The organism is Marinifilum fragile JCM 15579, from assembly GCF_001310955.1.
GTDB classification, from domain to species: Bacteria; Bacteroidota; Bacteroidia; order Bacteroidales; family Marinifilaceae; genus Marinifilum; species Marinifilum fragile.
Map to the genome: position 1 here is coordinate 54066 of NZ_BAZX01000008.1, position 20367 is coordinate 74432.

17 protein-coding genes are annotated in these 20367 nt (G+C 35.0%); 8 read left to right on the plus strand and 9 right to left on the minus strand.

Annotation, left to right across the window (positions count from 1 at the left end):
* Nucleotides 1-4: 4 nt before the first annotated feature.
* The 8 genes from JCM15579_RS08290 to JCM15579_RS08325 form a co-directional block, all read right to left on the minus strand.
* Entirely contained in the window at nucleotides 5-2263 is a 2259-nt protein-coding gene (locus tag JCM15579_RS08290) for a S9 family peptidase (RefSeq protein WP_054718476.1), read from the minus strand.
* A 1-nt stretch (nucleotide 2264) separates the two neighbouring features.
* Nucleotides 2265-3119: an ornithine cyclodeaminase family protein gene (locus JCM15579_RS08295; protein WP_083464600.1), complete on the minus strand. Its 855-nt coding sequence runs from the start codon at nucleotides 3117-3119 to the stop codon at nucleotides 2265-2267.
* Between the two features lie 168 nt (nucleotides 3120-3287).
* Complete coding sequence (locus JCM15579_RS08300; RefSeq protein ID WP_054718482.1) at nucleotides 3288-4670, minus strand: aminopeptidase P family protein; 1383 nt, start codon at nucleotides 4668-4670, stop codon at nucleotides 3288-3290.
* 400 nt (nucleotides 4671-5070) lie between these two features.
* Nucleotides 5071-5676 (minus strand): LysO family transporter, encoded by a 606-nt coding sequence (locus tag JCM15579_RS08305; RefSeq protein WP_054718485.1) that lies wholly within the window; start codon nucleotides 5674-5676, stop codon nucleotides 5071-5073.
* 24 nt (nucleotides 5677-5700) lie between these two features.
* Complete coding sequence (locus tag JCM15579_RS08310; protein WP_054718488.1) at nucleotides 5701-5973, minus strand: LysO family transporter; 273 nt, start codon at nucleotides 5971-5973, stop codon at nucleotides 5701-5703.
* 135 nt (nucleotides 5974-6108) lie between these two features.
* Nucleotides 6109-7644 carry a RagB/SusD family nutrient uptake outer membrane protein gene (locus JCM15579_RS08315; protein WP_054718490.1) on the minus strand — a complete coding sequence of 512 codons (1536 nt, stop codon included), beginning with the start codon at nucleotides 7642-7644 and terminating at the stop codon, nucleotides 6109-6111.
* Between the two features lie 18 nt (nucleotides 7645-7662).
* Nucleotides 7663-10848, minus strand: a complete 3186-nt coding sequence (locus JCM15579_RS08320) for a SusC/RagA family TonB-linked outer membrane protein (protein ID WP_054718493.1) — start codon at nucleotides 10846-10848, stop codon at nucleotides 7663-7665.
* Between the two features lie 699 nt (nucleotides 10849-11547).
* Entirely contained in the window at nucleotides 11548-11820 is a 273-nt protein-coding gene (locus tag JCM15579_RS08325) for a DUF493 family protein (protein ID WP_054718497.1), read from the minus strand.
* A 337-nt stretch (nucleotides 11821-12157) separates the two neighbouring features.
* Between JCM15579_RS08325 and JCM15579_RS08330 the strand changes: the two genes are divergently transcribed.
* From JCM15579_RS08330 to JCM15579_RS08340, 5 genes are all read left to right on the plus strand, one after another.
* A complete protein-coding gene (locus tag JCM15579_RS08330) occupies nucleotides 12158-13279 on the plus strand; it encodes an efflux RND transporter periplasmic adaptor subunit (protein ID WP_054718500.1) in 1122 nt (373 codons plus the stop codon).
* Nucleotides 13280-13303: 24 nt separating this feature from the next.
* On the plus strand, nucleotides 13304-14299 hold the full coding sequence (locus tag JCM15579_RS21880) for an efflux RND transporter permease subunit (RefSeq protein ID WP_262493502.1): 996 nt from the start codon (nucleotides 13304-13306) through the stop codon (nucleotides 14297-14299).
* A gap of 37 nt (nucleotides 14300-14336) precedes the next feature.
* Complete coding sequence (locus tag JCM15579_RS21885; protein WP_262493503.1) at nucleotides 14337-16142, plus strand: efflux RND transporter permease subunit; 1806 nt, start codon at nucleotides 14337-14339, stop codon at nucleotides 16140-16142.
* A complete protein-coding gene (locus JCM15579_RS21890) occupies nucleotides 16076-16468 on the plus strand; it encodes an efflux RND transporter permease subunit (protein ID WP_262493504.1) in 393 nt (130 codons plus the stop codon). The genes JCM15579_RS21885 and JCM15579_RS21890 overlap by 67 nt, the downstream gene beginning before the upstream one ends.
* An 85-nt stretch (nucleotides 16469-16553) precedes the next feature.
* Entirely contained in the window at nucleotides 16554-17795 is a 1242-nt protein-coding gene (locus JCM15579_RS08340) for a TolC family protein (RefSeq protein WP_172677399.1), read from the plus strand.
* A gap of 60 nt (nucleotides 17796-17855) precedes the next feature.
* On the opposite strand, the gene JCM15579_RS08345 is transcribed toward JCM15579_RS08340, so the two are convergent.
* Nucleotides 17856-18317, minus strand: a complete 462-nt coding sequence (locus JCM15579_RS08345; RefSeq protein WP_054718502.1) for a PaaI family thioesterase — start codon at nucleotides 18315-18317, stop codon at nucleotides 17856-17858.
* Between the two features lie 273 nt (nucleotides 18318-18590).
* On the opposite strand from JCM15579_RS08345, the gene JCM15579_RS08350 reads away from it, so the two are divergent.
* From JCM15579_RS08350 to JCM15579_RS08360, 3 genes are read left to right on the plus strand one after another with little or no spacing between them, the layout of a single operon-like run.
* The gene (locus tag JCM15579_RS08350) at nucleotides 18591-18866 is read left to right on the plus strand and encodes a hypothetical protein (protein ID WP_157471399.1); all 276 of its coding nucleotides are present in this window, start codon (nucleotides 18591-18593) and stop codon (nucleotides 18864-18866) included.
* Between the two features lie 6 nt (nucleotides 18867-18872).
* Nucleotides 18873-19751, plus strand: coding sequence for a DUF5777 family beta-barrel protein (locus JCM15579_RS08355; protein ID WP_054718508.1), 879 nt, complete (start codon nucleotides 18873-18875; stop codon nucleotides 19749-19751).
* Between the two features lies 1 nt (nucleotide 19752).
* Nucleotides 19753-20304 (plus strand): YceI family protein, encoded by a 552-nt coding sequence (locus JCM15579_RS08360; RefSeq protein ID WP_054718511.1) that lies wholly within the window; start codon nucleotides 19753-19755, stop codon nucleotides 20302-20304.
* Nucleotides 20305-20367 lie beyond the last annotated feature (63 nt).

A 20367-nucleotide genomic window follows, 5' to 3' on the forward strand; every position in this document is an offset into this window, starting at 1 on the left:
TGGGTTAGTTAATTTTATATTCCTTAGGAGTTTCTTTATGAATAAGGTGTCTTACAAAGAAATCCCAACGCTTGCGAATAAAATATTTGTCATAGTAGCAAGTACCATGATCCTTACCAGGAAGTAGAATTAATTCAAAATCCTTATTAGCTTTAATGAATTCATCAGCCATACGGATTGAAGCTGCAGGGTTCACATTATTGTCCATATTCCCATGCACCAACAGCAGTTTTCCTTCTAACTTATCAGCCAAAAAGAAATTTGATTGTTCGTCATAGTGCTTTTCAGCCGGGAATCCCATGTACAATTCAGGCCACCAAGCTTTAGCACTTCTGTGGTCGTGATTTCCAGCTGAGGAAACTCCAACTTTGTAAAAATCAGGATGTTTTAGTAGTGCATGTGTAGCATCATAACCTCCTGCTGAGTGTCCGTAAATTCCAACATTATTTACATCCATGTATGGATATTTTTTAGCAAGATCTTTGATTGCCTTGATATGGTCTGGAGCACCGATATCACCCAGGTTTTTATAGGAAAAATCGTGGAATTTTTTCGATCTAAAGGCAGAACCCAATCCATCAACTGTAAATACAACAAAACCAATTTGTGCCATTGGAACATCCATGTTGATCAATCCACGACGGAAAGTTTTGGGTGTTCGAATGGTTTGTGGTCCAGAATAGGTGCCATCAATAACCGGATAAGATTTTGAAGCATCTAATTTGAATGGTCTAAAAATTACACCGTAAATATCGGTTTCATTGTCTCTGCCTTTTACGGTGTACATTTCCGGAGCTTTCCAACCCATTTTAATAATGTCCTCAATGTCCGTTTTGGCAACATCCATTATAGTTTTGCCATTTTTAGCGCTTCTAATCACAAAGTGATCAGGAAGATCAACACGAGAGTAATTGTCGAATACGTATTTGCCATTAGGGCTTATGTTACAAGTATGGTAGGCATTTTCAGGTGATAACAATTTCATGCCATTTCCATCAAAATTGATAGAGTAGAGGTAGGTGTAGTAAGGATCTCCTTTTTCATTTCCATTTGCTCTGAAGTAGATTTTCTTCTTTTTATAGTCTACTCTGCAGATTTCCCTTACAACAAATTCACCCTTCGTGATTTGGTTTTTTAACTCACCACTTGCATAATTATATCGGTAAATATGGTGCCAACCATCTTTCTCGGATGACCAAATTACATCATCCGTATCTTTATTTACTTTATAGATGTTCATGTTTGGATCGACATAGGTATCAGCTGTTTCTGAAACAATTGTTCTGCTTTTACCAGTTTCCACATCTACCTCTATCAATTCTCTTTTTTGATATCCACGATAGTATCTTAAAGTATAGGCTTTTGTGTTCGATTTCCATTGAAAGCCATACTCCAGAAAATTTGCATTTTCAGGCAGGTCGCAATCAATTGTTTTACCTGTTTCTGTATCAAAAATTACATATGATACTCTGGTAAGATCTTTGTCTCCTGCAATTGGTCTTTCATAAGAATAAACTTCAGCTCTAAAACCATCTTTTGGTTTAGACTTGTACATGAAAAGCTTTTGCGTATGCTTGCGATTGTACTTTGTGCATATCAGGTATCTTGAATCTGGAGACCAATAGGCATCAATCTCGTATTCCATTGGTTGATTCTTGCTCTCATTTCGAACAAAGTACCAGGAAATTGAGGTTCCATAACTCAATTCTTCATTGCCATCTGTGGTCAACTGCTTTTTCTCATCGCCTGATTTAAGAAATAGATTGTAATCTTTAATAAATGCTATTTTTTCCTTGTCTGGTGATACCAATTCCTGACTGGTGTATTTCTTTGGTTTATCTCGTTTCGAAACATTGTAGGATACCAAATCAACTGATAATAAGATGGTATCCAATTCAAAATCAAGCTCTTTTTGATTTTTGAATTTGATGTTTTTTAATTTTAAATCGTAGGTTTCTAATTCTTTACTAGTATATGAGCTTAGGACTTCGCTCATTCTTTTGTGATCGAAAAGTTCTTGTTGTTTTTTATTTTTAATATCAACAAGAAAGTACTCGGTTCCTTTTCGGGTTTTTGTGCTGTACCATAGGGAATCACCCTTTCCAATCCAATTGGAATTTATATTACTATTGTAGATTTTGCTTTCGATGTTGTTCCAAAGCCATTTTTCAGCTTCCTGATAATCTTTTAGCTCCCCTTGGGCAAATAATTTGCAGGAGCTAAGAATTAGAACAAATAGGAGTATGTAAGGAGTTCGTGTCATTTTATAAGTCTGCTTGGGTTCCGATGTTTTCTTTAATTGCTTTTTTGTACAAATATTCAGCTACAACGACATCAAACAGTGCCATTCCTACTGATTTAAAAAAGGTAGTTCCGGTTTGATCGTATTGCTTGTTAGCAACCAAATTACTAATGGTGCTTACCTGGTTTTCTTGCAAGAGATTATTTTCAAGTGGCGTTGCGATATCGCCACTTTCTTTTGCTGCAAAAGGTGTATCCACCCATACCTTTGTGATTTGTGAAAACAAAGCATCAGGGAATTCTCTCATGTTTGGTTTGTATGATCCAATCCCAATAAAGCATTTGTCTTTTAGTAGATTCGGATCATTTGGAATTACAGGATTCTCCGAGCTTGTTGCACAAACAATGATATCAGATTCTTTGACTAACTCTTCTGAAGAATTCATAGCATGAATTTCAACCTTAGGTAATTTATCTTGAAGTTTATTAATGAACTCTGTTAGCTTTTGTTCATCCAAATCAAATACATTGATTCTTCTTACCGGGCGCACAACACAAGCAAATAAAGCTTGGGTAAATCCTTGAATCCCTGTTCCAATAATTCCAATACTTTCAGAGGTCTCTTTGCTGATATACTTCATGCCAGTTGCACCAACAGCACCAGTTCTTATTGCTGTTAAAGTTGCCCCGTTTAATAGAGCCAAAGGTTCACCTGTTTCGGAATCATTCAAAATCATGTTTCCATAAATCGAAGGTTTTCCAATTGCTTGATTTTTGGGATTTACACTAACCAATTTTGTGCCGAAATATTGACTTGTGAAGCATGGCATCAACAGTAGGGTGATGTCATTATAGTGGGCGTGCATTCTATCTGGCATATCAAAGTTGCTTCATGAAATACATTAAAAGCCTTTTCTACTGCTTCCAGAACCTCACTTCTTGAGAGTAGGCTTTCTATTTGTTTTTGGTTGAGAATTAGCATGGATTCAAAAATGGAGGAGGGGAGTTTTTAAAGTTCTCACCCTCCTGATGGAAACAAAAACTAACTATGATCTTTGAGATTCTACATCTTCAATGGTTTTTGGAATAGGCTTACCTAAAGGACGAGCTCCATCATTGGTAATTAAGAAATCTTCCTCATTTCTAAGGCCTCCAAAATCTTTATATTGTTCTACTTTATCGTAGTTGATAAAATCGGTGAATTTCTTTTCAGCCTTCCATCTATCAATCAATTCAGGAATAAAATAGATTCCCGGTTCAATTGTTAAAACGAATCCAGGTTCCAGTTCTCTTCCCAGTCTCAATGATTTTAAGCCAAACTGTGTGCTTTTAGCTTCACCATTGTAACCTACATACACTTCTCCAAGATTTTCCATATCATGAACATCCAAACCCATCATATGTCCAAGTCCACATTGGAAAAATAGAGCATGTGCACCTTGCTGAACAGCTTCATCCATATCACCCTTCATGAAACCCATTTGTTTCATTCCTTCAGCAATGGTTTTACAAGCTTTCATGTGTACATCTTTAAATCGAACACCTGGTCTTAGTTCAGTAATGGCAGCATCATGTGCATTTAAAGCAATCTGATAAATTTCTCTTTGACGTTCTGTAAATGTTTTATTTACAGGAAAAGTGCTAGACATGTCTCCAGCGTAATGCATGCCATTTTCAGCACCACAATCAATTAAAACCATATCGCCACTTTTAATTGTGTTCCCATGATAGTGATTGTGAAGTGTCTGTCCATTTATCGTAGCAATGGTAGGAAATGAAAGCTGTCCTCCGGCTCTAATGGCAACCTCTTGCACAGCAGCAGCAATTTCCGATTCTTTCATTCCTGGTTTAGCCATTCTCATGGCAGTTAGATGCATGTCAGCTGTAATGTTTACAGCTTCTTCAATCTGAATGATTTCTTCATCAGATTTATAATTTCTTTGATTTACAACTGCTTGAATAAATTCTGCGGATGCATTCTCTCCTGCTTGATTTGGATGAATATTTAACCAATTAAGCAACTTAACTTGATGTTCAGGTCGATAAGGAGGCAAGTAATGTACTTTTCTGCCTTGAGGGTTAGCTTTGGTTAGATAGTCCTGTAGCTGACTAGAAGGAGCTGTTTCATAAATTCCTACAGCTTCACTTTTTTCTTTGATGGTTGGTTGGGTTCCCATCCAAACAATGTGATCAATGCTTAGTTCATCTCCGAAAATGATTTCTCTGTTTTCATCGATATCGATTATTGCGTTTAAGCCAGCATAATCAGATCCAAAGAAATACAAGAATGTACTGTCCTGGCGATAATGATAAGTATTGTCGGCATAATTCATACCACATTCGTCATTCCCTAAGAATAATAGAATTCCTGATTTTACCGTCGATTTTAATAATTCTCTACGTTTTTGATAAGTTTCTTTCGTAAACATAAGCTTGGGTTTATGGTGCTGTATTAAATTCTAAAGGATACAATGATTCCAATAGAAAGCATAAGTTGGTGATAAATAAAAATATCTGAAATGTCTTTGTAGATGGAGAGATTAACAAATCCAGCATTCGTACAATCCTTTGTACGAATCATTGTAGTGCGTTATATAATCATTAAATAAAAACATACAATTGAATTTGTCTTGGGTAAATTTAGAAAAAAAAAGCAAATAATTATTTTAAAATTGTAAAAACTATAACTGATTTAAACAATTATTAATCAGTTATAATTCTAGATTTTTTGGATTGTAGTTTTTCAGATATTATTTTATATGTAGAAGCATGAATTGAGAAGGAACAAAATTGATATTTATTGAATATGGGTTGAACTCGATTTTATTATTAAAGGACTTCAAGTATAAATGGAACAAGAAATGGAACAAGAATGGTCAATACTATTCCACTAAAAATTGCAATAATGGCCCATTCTTTACCTGTATATTTTGAAATAACTGGAAGGGTTGTATCCATTGCTGTTGCACCTCCCGAAGCAATGCCAGCTAGTTTGCCAAAATATTTTACAAAAATTGGTACAGCCAGAAGTGTGATGATTTCTCTTAAGATGTTTGATATTAGTGCAATTACACCTAGAGTTTCACCGCTGATTTGAGTAATAAAAATAGAAGATAAACTATAATATCCAAAACCTGCACCAACTGCTAAGGCTTCTTTTAATTGAATTTCTGGAGTAAATATTGAAATTGCTCCAACCCCAACTAGTGATCCTATGATTACACATAATGGGACAAGTATGATTTTAATATTGGTTTCTTTAATTACTTTCCAGGATGATCGGTCAGCACCAATTCCAATACCAACTAAAAACATCAGTAAGTAAAGAGCATATAGTGAAAAATCTGATTCCATAATTACTTCTGGAAGAAATCTTGTTAATCCCAAGATTAATCCCAAGGCAAAAAATCCAAGTATGATAAGGCTGTTTTTCATGGCAAAAATTATTCTGTTGTTGGCTTATTTACTTTTAAAAAATAACTTGTAGGTGATGTATGCGAAAATCAAGCTACCCACAATGGCACCAATAGTTAGAATTAGTGCTTGTAATCCAATCGTGTGCAAGTTGTTAATGATTTTCTCATTTAAACCTACCCCTATACCTAAAAGGAACAGAAGTAAATATATTGACCATGTAGTCATTTTGTCGACTCCTTTAATCACTTTTGGAAACTTCCCTACGAAAAAACCCAAGCCGATACCTAAGGTCATTAATACTAAAACTGTAATCATGATAAATAATCTTTTTGTTCTTCGGTGTGAATTTACTTAAATTTTATCGTAATGTTAGATTGGCTAATCAAATGAAATGCCCTCCAATTATTGAGGGCATTTCTGATTAAATAACTAATCAATAACTAACCTAATTTACTCTATATTGTTGTTCGAGTTAACTTCTGATTCAGGAATTGGGAAGAAATGTGAAGCATCAGTTACTCCAGTTCTTCCATGTGCCGCCATTGTTTCATTTAGTTTTCCCCATCGACGCAAGTCGTGGAATCGAGACCCTTCCATAGCAAACTCACAAATTCTTTCGTGTTCAATTTGTGCCTTAACAGAAGCCTTGTCACTTCCAGTCATTGCAGGAAGTCCACCGTGCATTGCTCTCACATTATTAATATGAGGTATCGCTGTTGATGTTTCATCTAGTTCGTTTAAAGTTTCGGCATACATTAACAAAACATCAGCATATCTCATTAATGGCATATTGTTACCGTGACTGTAAGCATCCAGATCACTTTTAGTTGATGGCAAGTATTTTCTGAAGCCAGTATAGTCATATGCAGTGCTACTTGCGTCCCACCACTCTTTGAAGGTATATCCATAAACTCTTGGATTACTTGGGTCGTTAAAGTATTCATCATCAAAGAACAATGTGCCATATGAACGATGATCGTATCGTCCACCAGTTGCCACTTTTCCTTCTTTCTTAAATTCTTCTAATAAAAAGTTGCTACCAGCAATTTCGTCCCAACCAAACAATCCTTTAGGTTTGATCCAACGGTGATGAGGAAACTTGAACCAAGCTCCATTATCAGTATTATTAGACAACTGCAACTCGAAAACTGCTTCGTTTGAGTTTTGATTGGTACCATCAAACATGCTAATGAAGTTATCTACCAAAGAGAAATTGTTTGAACCTACAACTTCAGCTAAAGCTGATTTAGCAGCTTTATAATATTGGCTTGCATTTGCACTATCTTCTCCAGCACGGAAAAGATTTGCTTTTCCAAGGTATGCGAAAGCTGCCCATTTGGTAGCTCTACCTACATTTTGTGCATTGTATGAACTTGGAAGATCTTTTGTAGCTTTTTCAAAATCAGCTATAATAAAGTCCCAGCACTCAGATCTTTCGCTTAAAGCTTTATGAGTGTCCGAAACTCCTTTTGGATATTGATCACGAAGAATAATTTTTTCCCAAGCCAGAAGCAATTTTAAGTGATAATAACCTCTTAAAAAATGTGCTTCAGCAAGTAGTTCATTCTTTTTAGTAGGCTCAATTTGCTCTTCGGTCATTTCACCTACCTTTTCAATAACTTGATTGGTGAAATTGATACCTCTGTAGTGAATATTCCAGTATGATGCTACCTGCGTATTGGCAGAATTTACATTATAATTATAGATGGCTAACCAATCTTCGTAATTGTAAGCATCTCCACCAATTTTTACCAAATCAGAAGGGTACATTTCTACTGGAAACTTAATTTCAGCAAAACCCCAGTAATCTGTAGCACATTCCAATTGCGAATATGCAGCAGCCATACCTGCTTCAGCATCATCTGCATTTCTCCAAAAGCTATAGCTTGTCAATTTGTCTGGTGACTTTGTCTGCAGGTAATCATCTTCACATGACGAGAAGCCAATTAAGACACAGACACTAAGTATATATAATAATTTTTTCATGTTTTTTTCGGTTGTTGGTTAGAATGATAATTGAACTCCAGCAAAGAATGATTTGTTGATTGGGTAGAAGCTACGGTCAATACCTTGATTCAACACTCCTTCACGTCCTACTTCAGGATCAATACCTGAATAATCAGTACTAGTCCAAATGTTTTGAGCATTTACATATACTCTACATTTTGTAATTCCGATTTTGTTAATAATATTTTTAGGCAATGTATATCCTAATTCAATATTCTTAAGTCTTAAGAATGAACCATCTTCCAAATATCTTGTTGATTCACGAGTATTGCCATTTGGATCACCAAGGATTGCTCTTGGCATGCTTGTGTTTGGATTAGATTCAGTCCAGGCATTCAAAGTTGAAGCAAGGAAGTTTTGACCCGCTGACATGTTTTCTAAATAGTAGCGATTACCATTGTACAAATCATTTCCATGCGAACCATAGAACATCATTGAGAAGTCAAATCCTTTGTATTTCGCATCAAAGCTTAAAGAATAGGTGAAATCAGGTATTCCGCTTCCTGAATAAACCTTATCCTTTGGATCGATTACACCATCTCCGTTCACATCTTTAAAACGAATATCTCCAGGTTTTGCATACATTTGTAATAAATTACCTTCTGGGTTAACATGAGCATTAACTTCATCCATTGATTGGAAGATTCCATCTGCCTGATACAAGTAGAAAGCTCCAATTTCAGTACCAACTTTGGTTTGTGTTGGGAAATGTGAATCACCATACTTTAAACCTTCGCCAAATAGTGATTGATCTGCATCTGCAAGGCTTAAAACTTCATTTTTCATGGTGGTTAATGTTCCATTTATATTAAATGTGAAATCACCTTGATTTTTGTGATATCCCAGTTCCAATTCAAAACCTTTGTTTTCAATTTCTCCAACATTAACTACAGGGTTGTTTGTACCTGCTGATGGTGCAAGTTTATTGACAACCAACATATCCTCAGTTGTTGTATTGTAATAGTTTGCTGTACCAGTGATTTTTGAGTTGAATAAGGCAAAATCTAATCCTAAGTTTTTAGAAATGGTAGTTTCCCATTTGAAATCAGCATTTTCTAAATCCCATGCGATACTTCCTGTCCAAGGATTAGCTCCGGTTCCTTTAACTGAGCCGGTGCTAGAGTCGGTTCCTGAAAAAATTAAAGCTTCATATTGATACAAGCCTAGTGTAATTTCGTTACCTAATTTACCCCAAGAAGCACGTAATTTTAAGTTGTCAATAAAGTCATATGATGACATGAAATCTTCTTCGGTAATTCTCCATCCCAATGCAACAGAAGGAAAAGTTCCATACCTGTTATTCTTACCAAATTTAGATGAACCATCACGGCGAGCAGTTATTTGAATTAAATACTTGCTGTCGTATGAGTAATTAACACGACCAAGAATAGAAGTACGAGTATATTCATCATTACTACCTGATGCATTATAAGTACCACCTTTACCACCATTCAAGGTCATAAAGTTCGGATCAAGGAAACCTGCAGGGATATCGTTTGTTATTACTTCATCACCTTCTGCAGAATATTCAGTTTTTTTACCTGTTACATTTGCACTAATCCAATTGTTAGTAATTTTAGATGCTGTGTAACCAATTACAGAGCTTACTGAGTGTTTACCAAAATCTTTATTGAAGTTGATTAGGTGCTCCATAATTTGCGAACGGTAATTGTTACGCTCTTCGCCATAATAAATCCAGTCTTCGCCATCTTTAGGGCTTCGCTGAAATTTAGGATGATAGCTCCACTCAATATTGTTGCTGTTGATTAATCCTAAGTTTACTTGATATGATAACCAATCAGTAAGTTTAAGGCGTCCGGTAATATTTGCAGTAAAATATTGTAAATCGGTTTCACCTTTATTGTTGATATGATTTGCATACGGATTGGCATTAGCGGGCATATCGCCATATGTCAACTGTACATTACCATCTTCGTCAAAAGGAGTAATTAGTGGAGTAAGGTTATAGGTGTCTCTTATCGAGAATTTTGCGCTTTCAGAATTGGTTTCTGCATAGGAAATATTTGCATCTACCTTTAAACGGCCTTTTTCCATTCCAAGCTTTGCACGAAGTGTCTTTTTTAGGTATCCACTTCCAATAAGAGTACCTTCTTCATCATTCCAACTTCCTGAAATACCATAGTAACCCAAATCGTTACCACCATTAATGCTAACATTATAAAATTGTTGCATTGCTGTTCTTGAAACTTCATCTTGCCAGTTTGTATTTGCTAAAATAGGATCTGTGACGTAAGATGGTAATGCTTTTTGATCATCATTTGATGCATACTTATTGTAGTTTTCGTACATCATTCTGTGAACTTTTACATATCCTTCAGAATCTAACAAGTCTAATTGATCAATTGCCTTAGCTGATCCCACATGCATGTTGAAATCAACATTAACTTTTCCTTTTTTACCTTTTTTGGTAGTGATTAAAACCACACCATTGGCAGCACGTGAACCATAAATAGCTGCAGCAGCACCGTCTTTCAAAACTTCAATAGAGGCAATGTCATCAGGATTAAGTAATGACATTGAACCTGGTAATCCATCAATAATGTACAATGGATTGTTGTTACCAATAGTACCAATTCCGCGGATAGTAATATTTGAACCAGCTCCAGGAGCTCCACCATATTTGGTAATGGTTACCCCAGCAACTTTTCCTTGTAATGAATTTACAGGATTTGAAGATGGAGTTTTTGCCAAATCTTCTGCTTTTACAGATGCAACAGCACCAGTCAAATCCGATTTTTTCTGAGTTCCGTAACCTACTACAACTACTTCGTTCAAGCCCTGAACATCTTCTTTAAGAACTATATTTAAGCTAGTTTCATTTGTAATGGTAATTTCTTGATCTACATAACCGATGAATGAAAATTTAACAACTCCATTTGCAGGAACGTCAAGTTGAAAATTACCATCGAAGTCTGTTACCGTACCAAGGGTAGTTCCCTTTACAAGAATGTTAACACCAATTAGAGGTAGGTTTTGCTCATCAACAACCTTACCGGTAATGGTTTTTTGGTTTTGTTGAATTGCCTTGGTTTTCATAGACCCTGCTGCTTGAAGCGGTTGAGGACCAACTAAAACAGCTAGGATGCAAAGTTTCATTATCCATGAAACCAATCCCTTTTGCACGGATGCATTCCGCACAACAGTTTTTGCGTTTTTTTTCATAAATTTAGATGCGTTAAAAGTTAGTTTTGTTGTTCTTTATTTAAGCGTTCAGAACAACAAACGATTAATATTTGATAACAGGGATTGTTGGTAGCTTTCCCTGTTTTCTTTAATTCTTCGTTTATTAAAACTTATTGGTGTGCAATTTTAATTCTAATATATTACATTAGACACAACGACTGTAGTATTACTCCAATAGTTCTATGTAATAATCAATTGGCTTAATTTGAGGTGGTATTGAAATAGTTGGTAGCTATTCCAATGATACGATGAGATATCAACAGATAAGACATTCAAATAATCCGCGATGAGAATGTCTGTATACTAGTCTAACAGTTGTTGCTTGCATGGGAATGAACATTAACGTATAAACAATTAAAATTCTACTTCATTTATTCAATCTCCGGGTTTTAATGAAAACCTTTGCGGCAAATATATAAAAAAACACTACCAGTACATACTAGTATGTGAAAAAATAACAAGTTTTTTATAGGACATTATTTATTCTTGTTTCTGAAAGTCTTATTTTTATTGGTATTCCGAAGATTGCTAGATGATTGAAAAAAAAAGTAAAAAAATAGGTCATTCTATAATTTGTATTAAAAACGAACACTACTAAGCTGTTATTGCATTCACAAAAGGGCATAAAAAAAGCTGATCTAGAATCAGCTTAATCATTTTTTTATTTTAAATTCCATTTTATAATGCCATTATTCCTCGAATACCTTGAGCTCTTGAATAGATTTCTACTACATCTTCAGCCGAATTCATCACGATCTTTACCGTTACTCCAATAAATCGAATGTCTCTTGATGTTTTATAGGCAAATTCTGTTTCTTTTGGAAACAAGTTTCTTACGGCATTCAATTTCTCTTCGTTGTTTGGTACTATGAATTTAAACATGTATAGCGAAGGCCATTTTGTTGAATCCAGCAACTGTTGTTTGATTCGATTATATTTTTCCTGATCCATTTTGCAAAGATAAGTTTAGGAGGCGCAAAAATGGAAATATTTTTGGTATTTCATCTGTTTATTTTATCATGTTTCTGCCAGATGGAACTTACCATGAGTAAATAATCATTCTCGTGTTTGAGTTAATAATTATTTACTCATGGACGGTTCATGTTATCTTACTTGTATTTTAAAAGGGAATAAAAAGAGAAGGGAATTGATTGAGTAAAATTGGAAAAATTAACGATTCATTAAGTTTTTATCTTTTAATAGCAAAAAAATATTCTTCTGTAAATCTTATCTTTATACTTTTAAAAAATCTAAATAAAATTACACCCATTAATAACACACTTTATCTATGAATAGAAAGATTGTAATTGTCTTGTTGGTTATTGCAACCTTGTTATTGGCAGGACTTGTCTCAACTTTTCTTAAGGGAATGAAAAAAGATCCTGAGAAGAATTTAAATCGTGCAAAACTACCAATCGTAAAAGTTCAGTTGGTTGAATATAAATCATTGGAAGCACCAGTAATAGAAAAGGGTAGATTGGTTTCCAATTTGCAAGTGAATTTAAGCTCTGAAGTAGCTGGACGTATTGTTGAAACGGGAGTTCCTTTAAAAGTGGGGCAAAAGTTTAAGAAAGGTGATCTTCTTATCAAGATTTACGATAAGGATGCTCGAATGGATTTGAGAGCTCAGAAAAGTAGATTTTTAAATAAATTGGCAGAGAATTTACCTGATATTAAAGTTGATTATTCTGATAATTTTCAGAAATGGATGAACTTTTTCAATTTCATAGATCTGGATAAAAATATCCCTGATTTGCCTGAAGTAAAATCCGATCAGGAGAAAGTATTTATGGCTAGTCGTAATATTCTGGGAGATTATTATGCAATTAAAAGTGCTGAAGTAAAACTAGAAAAGCGAATGATTTACGCCCCATTTGATGGTTCGTTTGTAGAGGTGAATACACAAATTGGTTCAGTTGCAGGAATGGGGACAAAATTAGCAGGTATCATTGAATCAGATAATCTGGAATTACAAGTTCCTGTTGAATCGAAAGATATTAAATGGCTGCATATAAATGATGTAGTTGATATTTTGGACTCGAATGGTGAAATTATTTCTACAGGAAGGTTGATTAGAAAATCTGAATTTGTTGACCAGGGAACACAATCAGTTTCTGTTTTTGTGAAGATTAACAATGAAAGAGGTGTTGAATTGTATCAGGGGCAGTTTTTAAGTGCACGTTTTCGTGGGAAAATCATAGAAAATGCCATGGAAGTATCTAGGAATGCTGTTTTTAGAAACAATCGGGTATATGTTGTTGAAGGAGACTTGCTAAAAGAAAAACAGATTAATGTGATTAAATTAAACGAAAATACTTTGGTTTTTAATGGGCTGAATGAAGGTGAATCTCTTGTGATTGATATTCCTGTAAAGGCATCGGATAGCATGAAAGTTAAAGTTGTAAATTAGATTTTCTCCTAAAAATAACCAGAGATGGAAAGAATTGTATCACAATTTGTAAAGTATCCGTTTTACGGAAAAATGATAATTGCCCTGCTTGCCATTGCGGGGATTACGTCGATGATGTTTATGGAGAAATCGTTTTTCCCACAAACTGAATCGAAAACAATAACAGTTTCGATGGTATTCCCCGGTGCGAGTCCGAAAGAGGTAGAGGAGGGAATTACATCCAGAATTGAAGATGCCATAAGAGGAATCGTTGGAATTAAAGAGATGAATTCAGTTTCTTCTGAAGGGTTTGCCAGGGTAACCATTACAACTACAGGAGATTATGACTTGGATGAAACATTGGCTGATGTGAAAAATGCAGTGGATGGTATTCCAAGTTTTCCAAGTGGAGCCGAAAAAGCAGTTATTGCAAAGCAGAGAGCTACCACGCCTGCAATGCGAATGGTTGTAACGGGAAGTGTTGATTTAATTACTCTTAAAAAGTATGCTGACGAAATATATGATGATTTGATGCGCTCCAAAAAAATGTCTCAAATCTCATTGTCAGGATTTCCTCGCTTAGAGCTTTCTGTAGAGGTGAACGAGGATAATATGCGCAGGTATGAACTTACTTTTAGTGAGATATCTGCAGCTATAGCAAATAATAATATTGACATTTCCGGAGGGACCATTAAAAATGAGGTAGAAGAGATATTGATTAGGACAAGAAATCGTTCAGTGGATCCGGATAAGATTGGTGAGATTGTGTTGAAAGCCAATCCTGATGGGAGCTACTTGCGAATTAGAGATGTTGCAGATATTCACTTCCAGTTTCAGGATGTTCCGAATTCAACTTTCGTAAATCAGAATCCGGCTGTTTCTATCGTAATCAATAAGTTAAACAATGAAGATCTTCAAGATATATCTGATTTTTGTAATCAATATGCCGAAGAGTTTAACAGTAAACATACTGATGCTAGCCTAGAGATTACCTTCGATTTTGTAACCATGTTGCAATCCAGATTGAATTTACTCTTTTAAAAATGGAGGGTATGGATTATTATTGGTAGTGCTTGCCTTGGCTTTATTTTTAAGCTTCCGATTATCTCTTTGGGTAGCATGGGGAATTCCGGCATCTTTCCTTGGAATGTTTATTCTGGCTAATTTAACTGGTGTTACCATTAATATGATTTCGTTGTTTGGAATGATTTTGATTATTGGAATTCTGGTGGATGACGGAATTGTGATTGGAGAAAACATCTACTCTCATTTCGAAAAGGGAAAAAGTCCAAGGCGTGCTGCCATTGATGGTACACTGGAAGTAGTTCCGGCAGTTCTTACCTCTGTTACAACTACAATGGTTGCTTTTTCGCCCTTATTGCTAGTTACGGGTAATATGCAATTTCTTTATGAAATGGCATTTGTGGTAATCGCCTGTTTGGGATTGTCTCTATTTGAGAGTTTGTTTGTTCTTCCAAGTCACGTTGGGAATGAAATTGTTTTAAACAGAAATCGAAAAGATCACTTATTAAATCGAATCCGAGCTAAATTAGAAAAAGGCATTAAGTACGTGCGTGATAAATTTTACATGCGTGCACTTGATAAAATTGTTGAGTGGAGATGGTTTGTTCTCTTTATTCCAATTGCATTAATTGTGATTACTGTTGGTTTGTTCCAGGGAGGATTTCTGAAAAGTACCTTCTTTCCAAACGTGTCATTTGATACTTTCAATATCAATATGGCATTTAAACCAGGTACCAACAAGGAGGTTACCATTCGTCAATTAAAAGAATTTGAACAAGCTGTTTGGGATGTAAATGCTGATTTGATGAAGGAGTTTAAGGATACGTCTACCTATATCAAATACACAAATGTGTCGACAGGTGCAGCTTTTAGTGGACAGGAATCTGGTCCTCATGCAGGTAATATAACTGTTACTTTACGTGATTTGGAAGGGTCTCCTGTTTCAAGTTTTGATATCACCAACAGGGTAAAAAAGAAGATAGGTGATGTGAAGAATATTGAAAAGTTCACCATTGGAGCTTTTAACCGATGGGGAGCAGCCGTTTCAATCAGTTTGCTGGGTAACGATTTGCAGGAATTAAATCAAGCCAATGAATTCTTCCAGGATGAATTAAGAAAGATGACTTCCTTGTATAATGTGAATGATAATAATCCGTTGGGAAGTAGAGAGGTACGCATTAAATTGAAACCTAAAGCTTACTTTTTAGGGATGAATCTGAGTTCCATTACTTCTCAAATTCGTCAGGGATTTTTTGGAGGACAAGCGCAGCGCTTGCAGGAAGGAAAAGATGAGATCAAAGTTTGGGTAAGATATCCAAAAAGTGATAGAGTCTTTATTGGTCAGATGGAAGAGATGAGAATCCGAACTCCGCAAGGGGAATTTCCGCTTTCAGAATTGATAGAGTATGATATTAAACGTGGACCTGTTAGTATTCAGCGTTACAACGGATCACGTGAAATTAGAGTAGAGGCTGACCTGTTGGATCCTAACGAGCCAGTTCCTCCAATATTGGAATATATCGACAATAATATTTTGCCGGAATTAGATGCACGTTTTCCGGGTGTTCGTTATGAGTATCAAGGCCAACAAAAACGTGCTGCAGAAGATATCGCAGAAATGAAGCTTTACTTTTCCATTGCCTTCATCGTGATTGTTTTTATTGTAATGATTCACTTCCGAAGCTTTACACAGGGAATCATTGTATTGATGATGATTCCGCTTGGTGCTTTGGGGGCAACCTGGGGGCATGGTATCGAAGGGGTAATGGTTTCTATGTTGAGTTTTGGGGAATTGTGGCTCTCTCAGGTGTTATTATTAACGATGCGGTCGTCTTCCTCTCGAAATACAACTTGTTTATAGAAGAGGGAATGGAACCTGTTGATGCTGTAAAAGAGGCTGGTAGGGCTCGTTTTAGGGCAATCATTCTTACCACAATAACAACCTCGGTTGGATTGTATCCTTTGATTTTAGAGAATTCATTCCAGGCACAATTTTTAATTCCAATGGCTGTAGCTTTGGCATATGGGGTTTTTATTGGAACCTTGTTTATTCTAACATTCTTCCCAGTACTCATATTGGTATTAAACGATTTAAGAAGATTCGTTAAAAGTGTTTGGGAAGGACGTGAGGTAAGTGCCAGAGAGGTGGAACCGAAAGTAAAAGAATCAAAAGTAAGTTTAGATTAATCATAGGAGAAAAATTCTCTGAACCATTATAAATATTAAAATGATAAAAAAGATATCATTAGCCCTATTGTTTAATTGTCTTTTTTTGAGCTTGATCGCTCAGGAAGAATTAAGCTTGTCAAAAGCCATTCAGGTTGGCTTGGAAATCAACTATGAATTAAAAATCATCCGTAAATCAGAACAGATTTCCGAATTAAATAATTCGTGGGGCAATGTTGGAAGATATCCTCGAATACAGTTTAACCTTCAGGGACGAGGAGTAAAAGATTACAATGACACCAATGATTTTACCAGGCTGAGTGTAATTCCATCACTTGATATGAACTGGACATTATTTGAGGGCTTTGCTGTTCAAATAAGAAAGGATAAATTCGATGATTTGGAGCAGCTTTCAAAAGGAAATACTCTGGTAGCAATCGAAAACAGAATTGAGTTGATAATACTGGCCTATTATAAAATCTTACTCGAAAAGGAAAGATTGAAAGTAAGTGAGAAAATTATGAATTTGTCTTCCGACAGATATGAAAAGAGTAAGATTGGGAAAGAGTTGGGAAGTGCAGTTACCTACGATGTTTTACAATCGAAAAATGCCTGGCTCGAAGATCGATCATCATACTTATTGCAAGAGGTTAATTTTAATAATGCGGTGCGTGATTTGAACTTTTTATTGGGCGTTAAAGAGAGTAAAACCTATAAGTTTTCAGATGAGTTTTTGCCAATAAGCGACGAATATCAATTGGCCAATTTATTGGATAAAATGCTAAGTAATAACAACAACTTAAAGAATCGTTACATCCAGGAAATGATTTTAAGGAGAGATGTTGAGCTGGCTAGAAGTAATTTTTATCCTAAGTTGAATTTTGGTGCAGGAATTCAAGGAAACAGAATAAAAACAAAACTTGATGGCATGTCGTCCAGTACAACAGATTCTCATAATTTGTATGCCAACCTTAGTTTGAGTTATATGATATTTAATGGGAATTCGAATCGCAGGGCATTACAAATTGCAAAAATTCAGGAAGAGATTGGAAAAATCGAAACAGAGGATTTAAAGCATACGCTAACGAATGCCTTAGCTCAAGATTATGAGTTGTACCAGGTTAGAAGGGAGTTGTATTTATTGGCAGAAGAGAATTTGGAAGCTGCCGAGTTGAATTTGTCTATTTCGAAGGACAAATATGAATCGGGTAGCATTAACTCCTTCAACTATCGTGATGTTCAGATTGGCTATCAAAATGTGGCTTTGGCCCGATTAAATGCTATATTCAATTTGATTCAATCCAGAACCTCACTGGTTCGATTGACGGGAGGAATTTTAAACGAATAAGTAATCTCACAAATTATAAAAAGGCTATTCAACTGATGTGAATAGCCTTTTGTTTTGTTCTTATTCGCCAAAATTATCAGGTACCAATACTGCAATAATTTCACCTGTTACACAAAGTTTGCCGCCAGCATAAAGTTCAGCAACAACAGTTGCCTTACGCTCGGTAATTTCGGCAATTGTACCTTTTATTTCAATTTCCCCATCAATAGGTGTTGGTTTTAAATATTTTACTTGTAACGAAGCAGTAACACATCTTGGAGCATTGTGTTCACACAATTCGATATTTTGTTGTTTGGCAAATGCCAATGCAGCCGAACCAGTTCCATGACAATCAATAACAGAAGCCAGCATGCCACCATAAACAAAGCCTGGTATTGCCGTGTGATATTCTTTCGGAACAAATTTAGTTGTGGTATGTTCACCTTCCCAATAAGTCTTTAATTGATGACCATGTTCATTTAGTCTTCCACATCCGTAGCATTGTGCAAAATGGTCTGGATAGTAATCTTGTATTCCTTTCATATATGTATTCTTTTTAGATGATTTTAGTTGTGGTTTGAAATTGTAAAACTATGATTTAAAAATCTTAATTAGGATCAGTTAGTGAAAAATATTTTAGGATATCGAGATCTTTTAGTATATTATAAATATAGAAATAATATATTCTTAATTGGGTGATAATTAAATTAATAAAAAGGAGATAGGTATGAAGAGGATTTTTGGATTTATAGCAATAATTTTTTTTGTTGGGAATTTTTTGCTTGTTCATCATCTTCTGACGATGATGATGGAATGATGCCTGATAACGACCAGGCTTTAATAGAAGCTCAAAATTATTTTAATAATACATTAAGACCTGTTATAGTAGATAAATGTGTGTCGTGTCATGAAGGAAAACACAATAAAAATGATAGATTTAATTTCAGTGTTTTTACGAATGCCAGGAATAGTGCTACTAGTATGTTTAATCAAGTTGATGCAGGGACAATGCCTAAGGATGGAGATAAATTACCTCAATCGGAAATAGATATGTTTGAAGAATTCAGAGATTTGGTAAATAAAATCAACTAGTGAATTATGAGATTAAAGGTCATTCTTATTATAGTCTTTCAGATATTATGTTGCGGATGTTTGCTTGCTCAGGAGGAAAATACCCTATTGAATCAAATCGATACAATTGGTGAGGATCGACCTGTTAAAGGTTTTAAAAGTTCCAGGTTAATACTTGGTCAATCAACTGTACAATTAGCTGAAAGAGAGCTTCAGTTTAGAGTTTCACATTTATTTGGACGCATTACCGATGGAATTGAAGAATTATATGGTTTGGACCAAATGTACAATGTAGATCTTTCGTTTGAGTATGGAATTACAAACCGTTCGCAAGTTGGATTGGCAAGATCTAATGATTTTGATAAAACTGTTCAATTGTCTTTTAAACGGGCTTTGATAAGACAATCATTACAAAATTCCCCAAAATTTTCGTTGTCTTACTTTGGTAGTTTTAATATTAAAACCAGAAATTACGATGAGAGTAGAAGTTTTAGTGATCGTCTTGAATATGTGAACCAATTACTTTTATCCAGAAGATTTTCAAAGAAAATAGCAGTCCAAATCTCTCCAAGTTATACTTACCTTAGTAGGGTATTAACAAATCAACATCCACATTCATTATTAGCAACAAATTTTGGGGTAAGTACTTCTATTACTAAGTCAACCAACTTTAATATAGAATATATCTATACATTTCCTACTTTCACGAGCGACTTATACGACTTTAAGAAAAATGTTTTGTCATTGGGTTTTGATATTGAAACGGGAGGACATGTATTTCAGGTTTATATTACCAACTCTACTCGAGTTCAACCTGGCAGTTTTATTCAGCAATATAATAATGATAATTTCTTTGATGGAGATATACATATAGGCTTTAGTATAATGCGATCCTTCAATTTTTAAGATGAATTTTCGAATATTCATCATATTAACCAGTGTTATTTGCCTGTCAATTGCCTGTAAGGCTCAGGAATTGTATCGGGTGCAATCAGGATTTGTTTCCTTTTTTTCTTCGGCGCCTTTGGAAGATATTTACGCCGAGAATAAAAAAGTTAAAAGTATTATTAATCTTGCAAGTGGAGAATTTGCTTTTGTCATTCCAATTTCTGGATTTCAATTCAAGAAATCGTTAATGCAAACTCATTTTAATGACAAGTATTTGGAGTCAGATCAATATCCAAATGCAACTTTTACTGGAACTATAACTTACCCTAAATCTTTAAATAAAACAGGAGAAAATCACGTTGTGGCGGTTGGAGTAATCAAAATTCATGGGGTAGAACAAAAAATATCAATTCCGGCCAACTTAACCATTGCACAAAACAAACTTTTGGTTCAATCTGAATTCATATTAAAGCCAAAAGATTTTGATATTAAAATTCCCCGTATATTGATAAAAAATATAGCAGAAGATGTATTGGTAAATGTTGATTTGCAGTATTTATCTCTCCCCTGAAAATAGAATTCTGAATAATAGTATGGTCTATAATATCCACCATTTAGCCAAGTAAAAGTAATT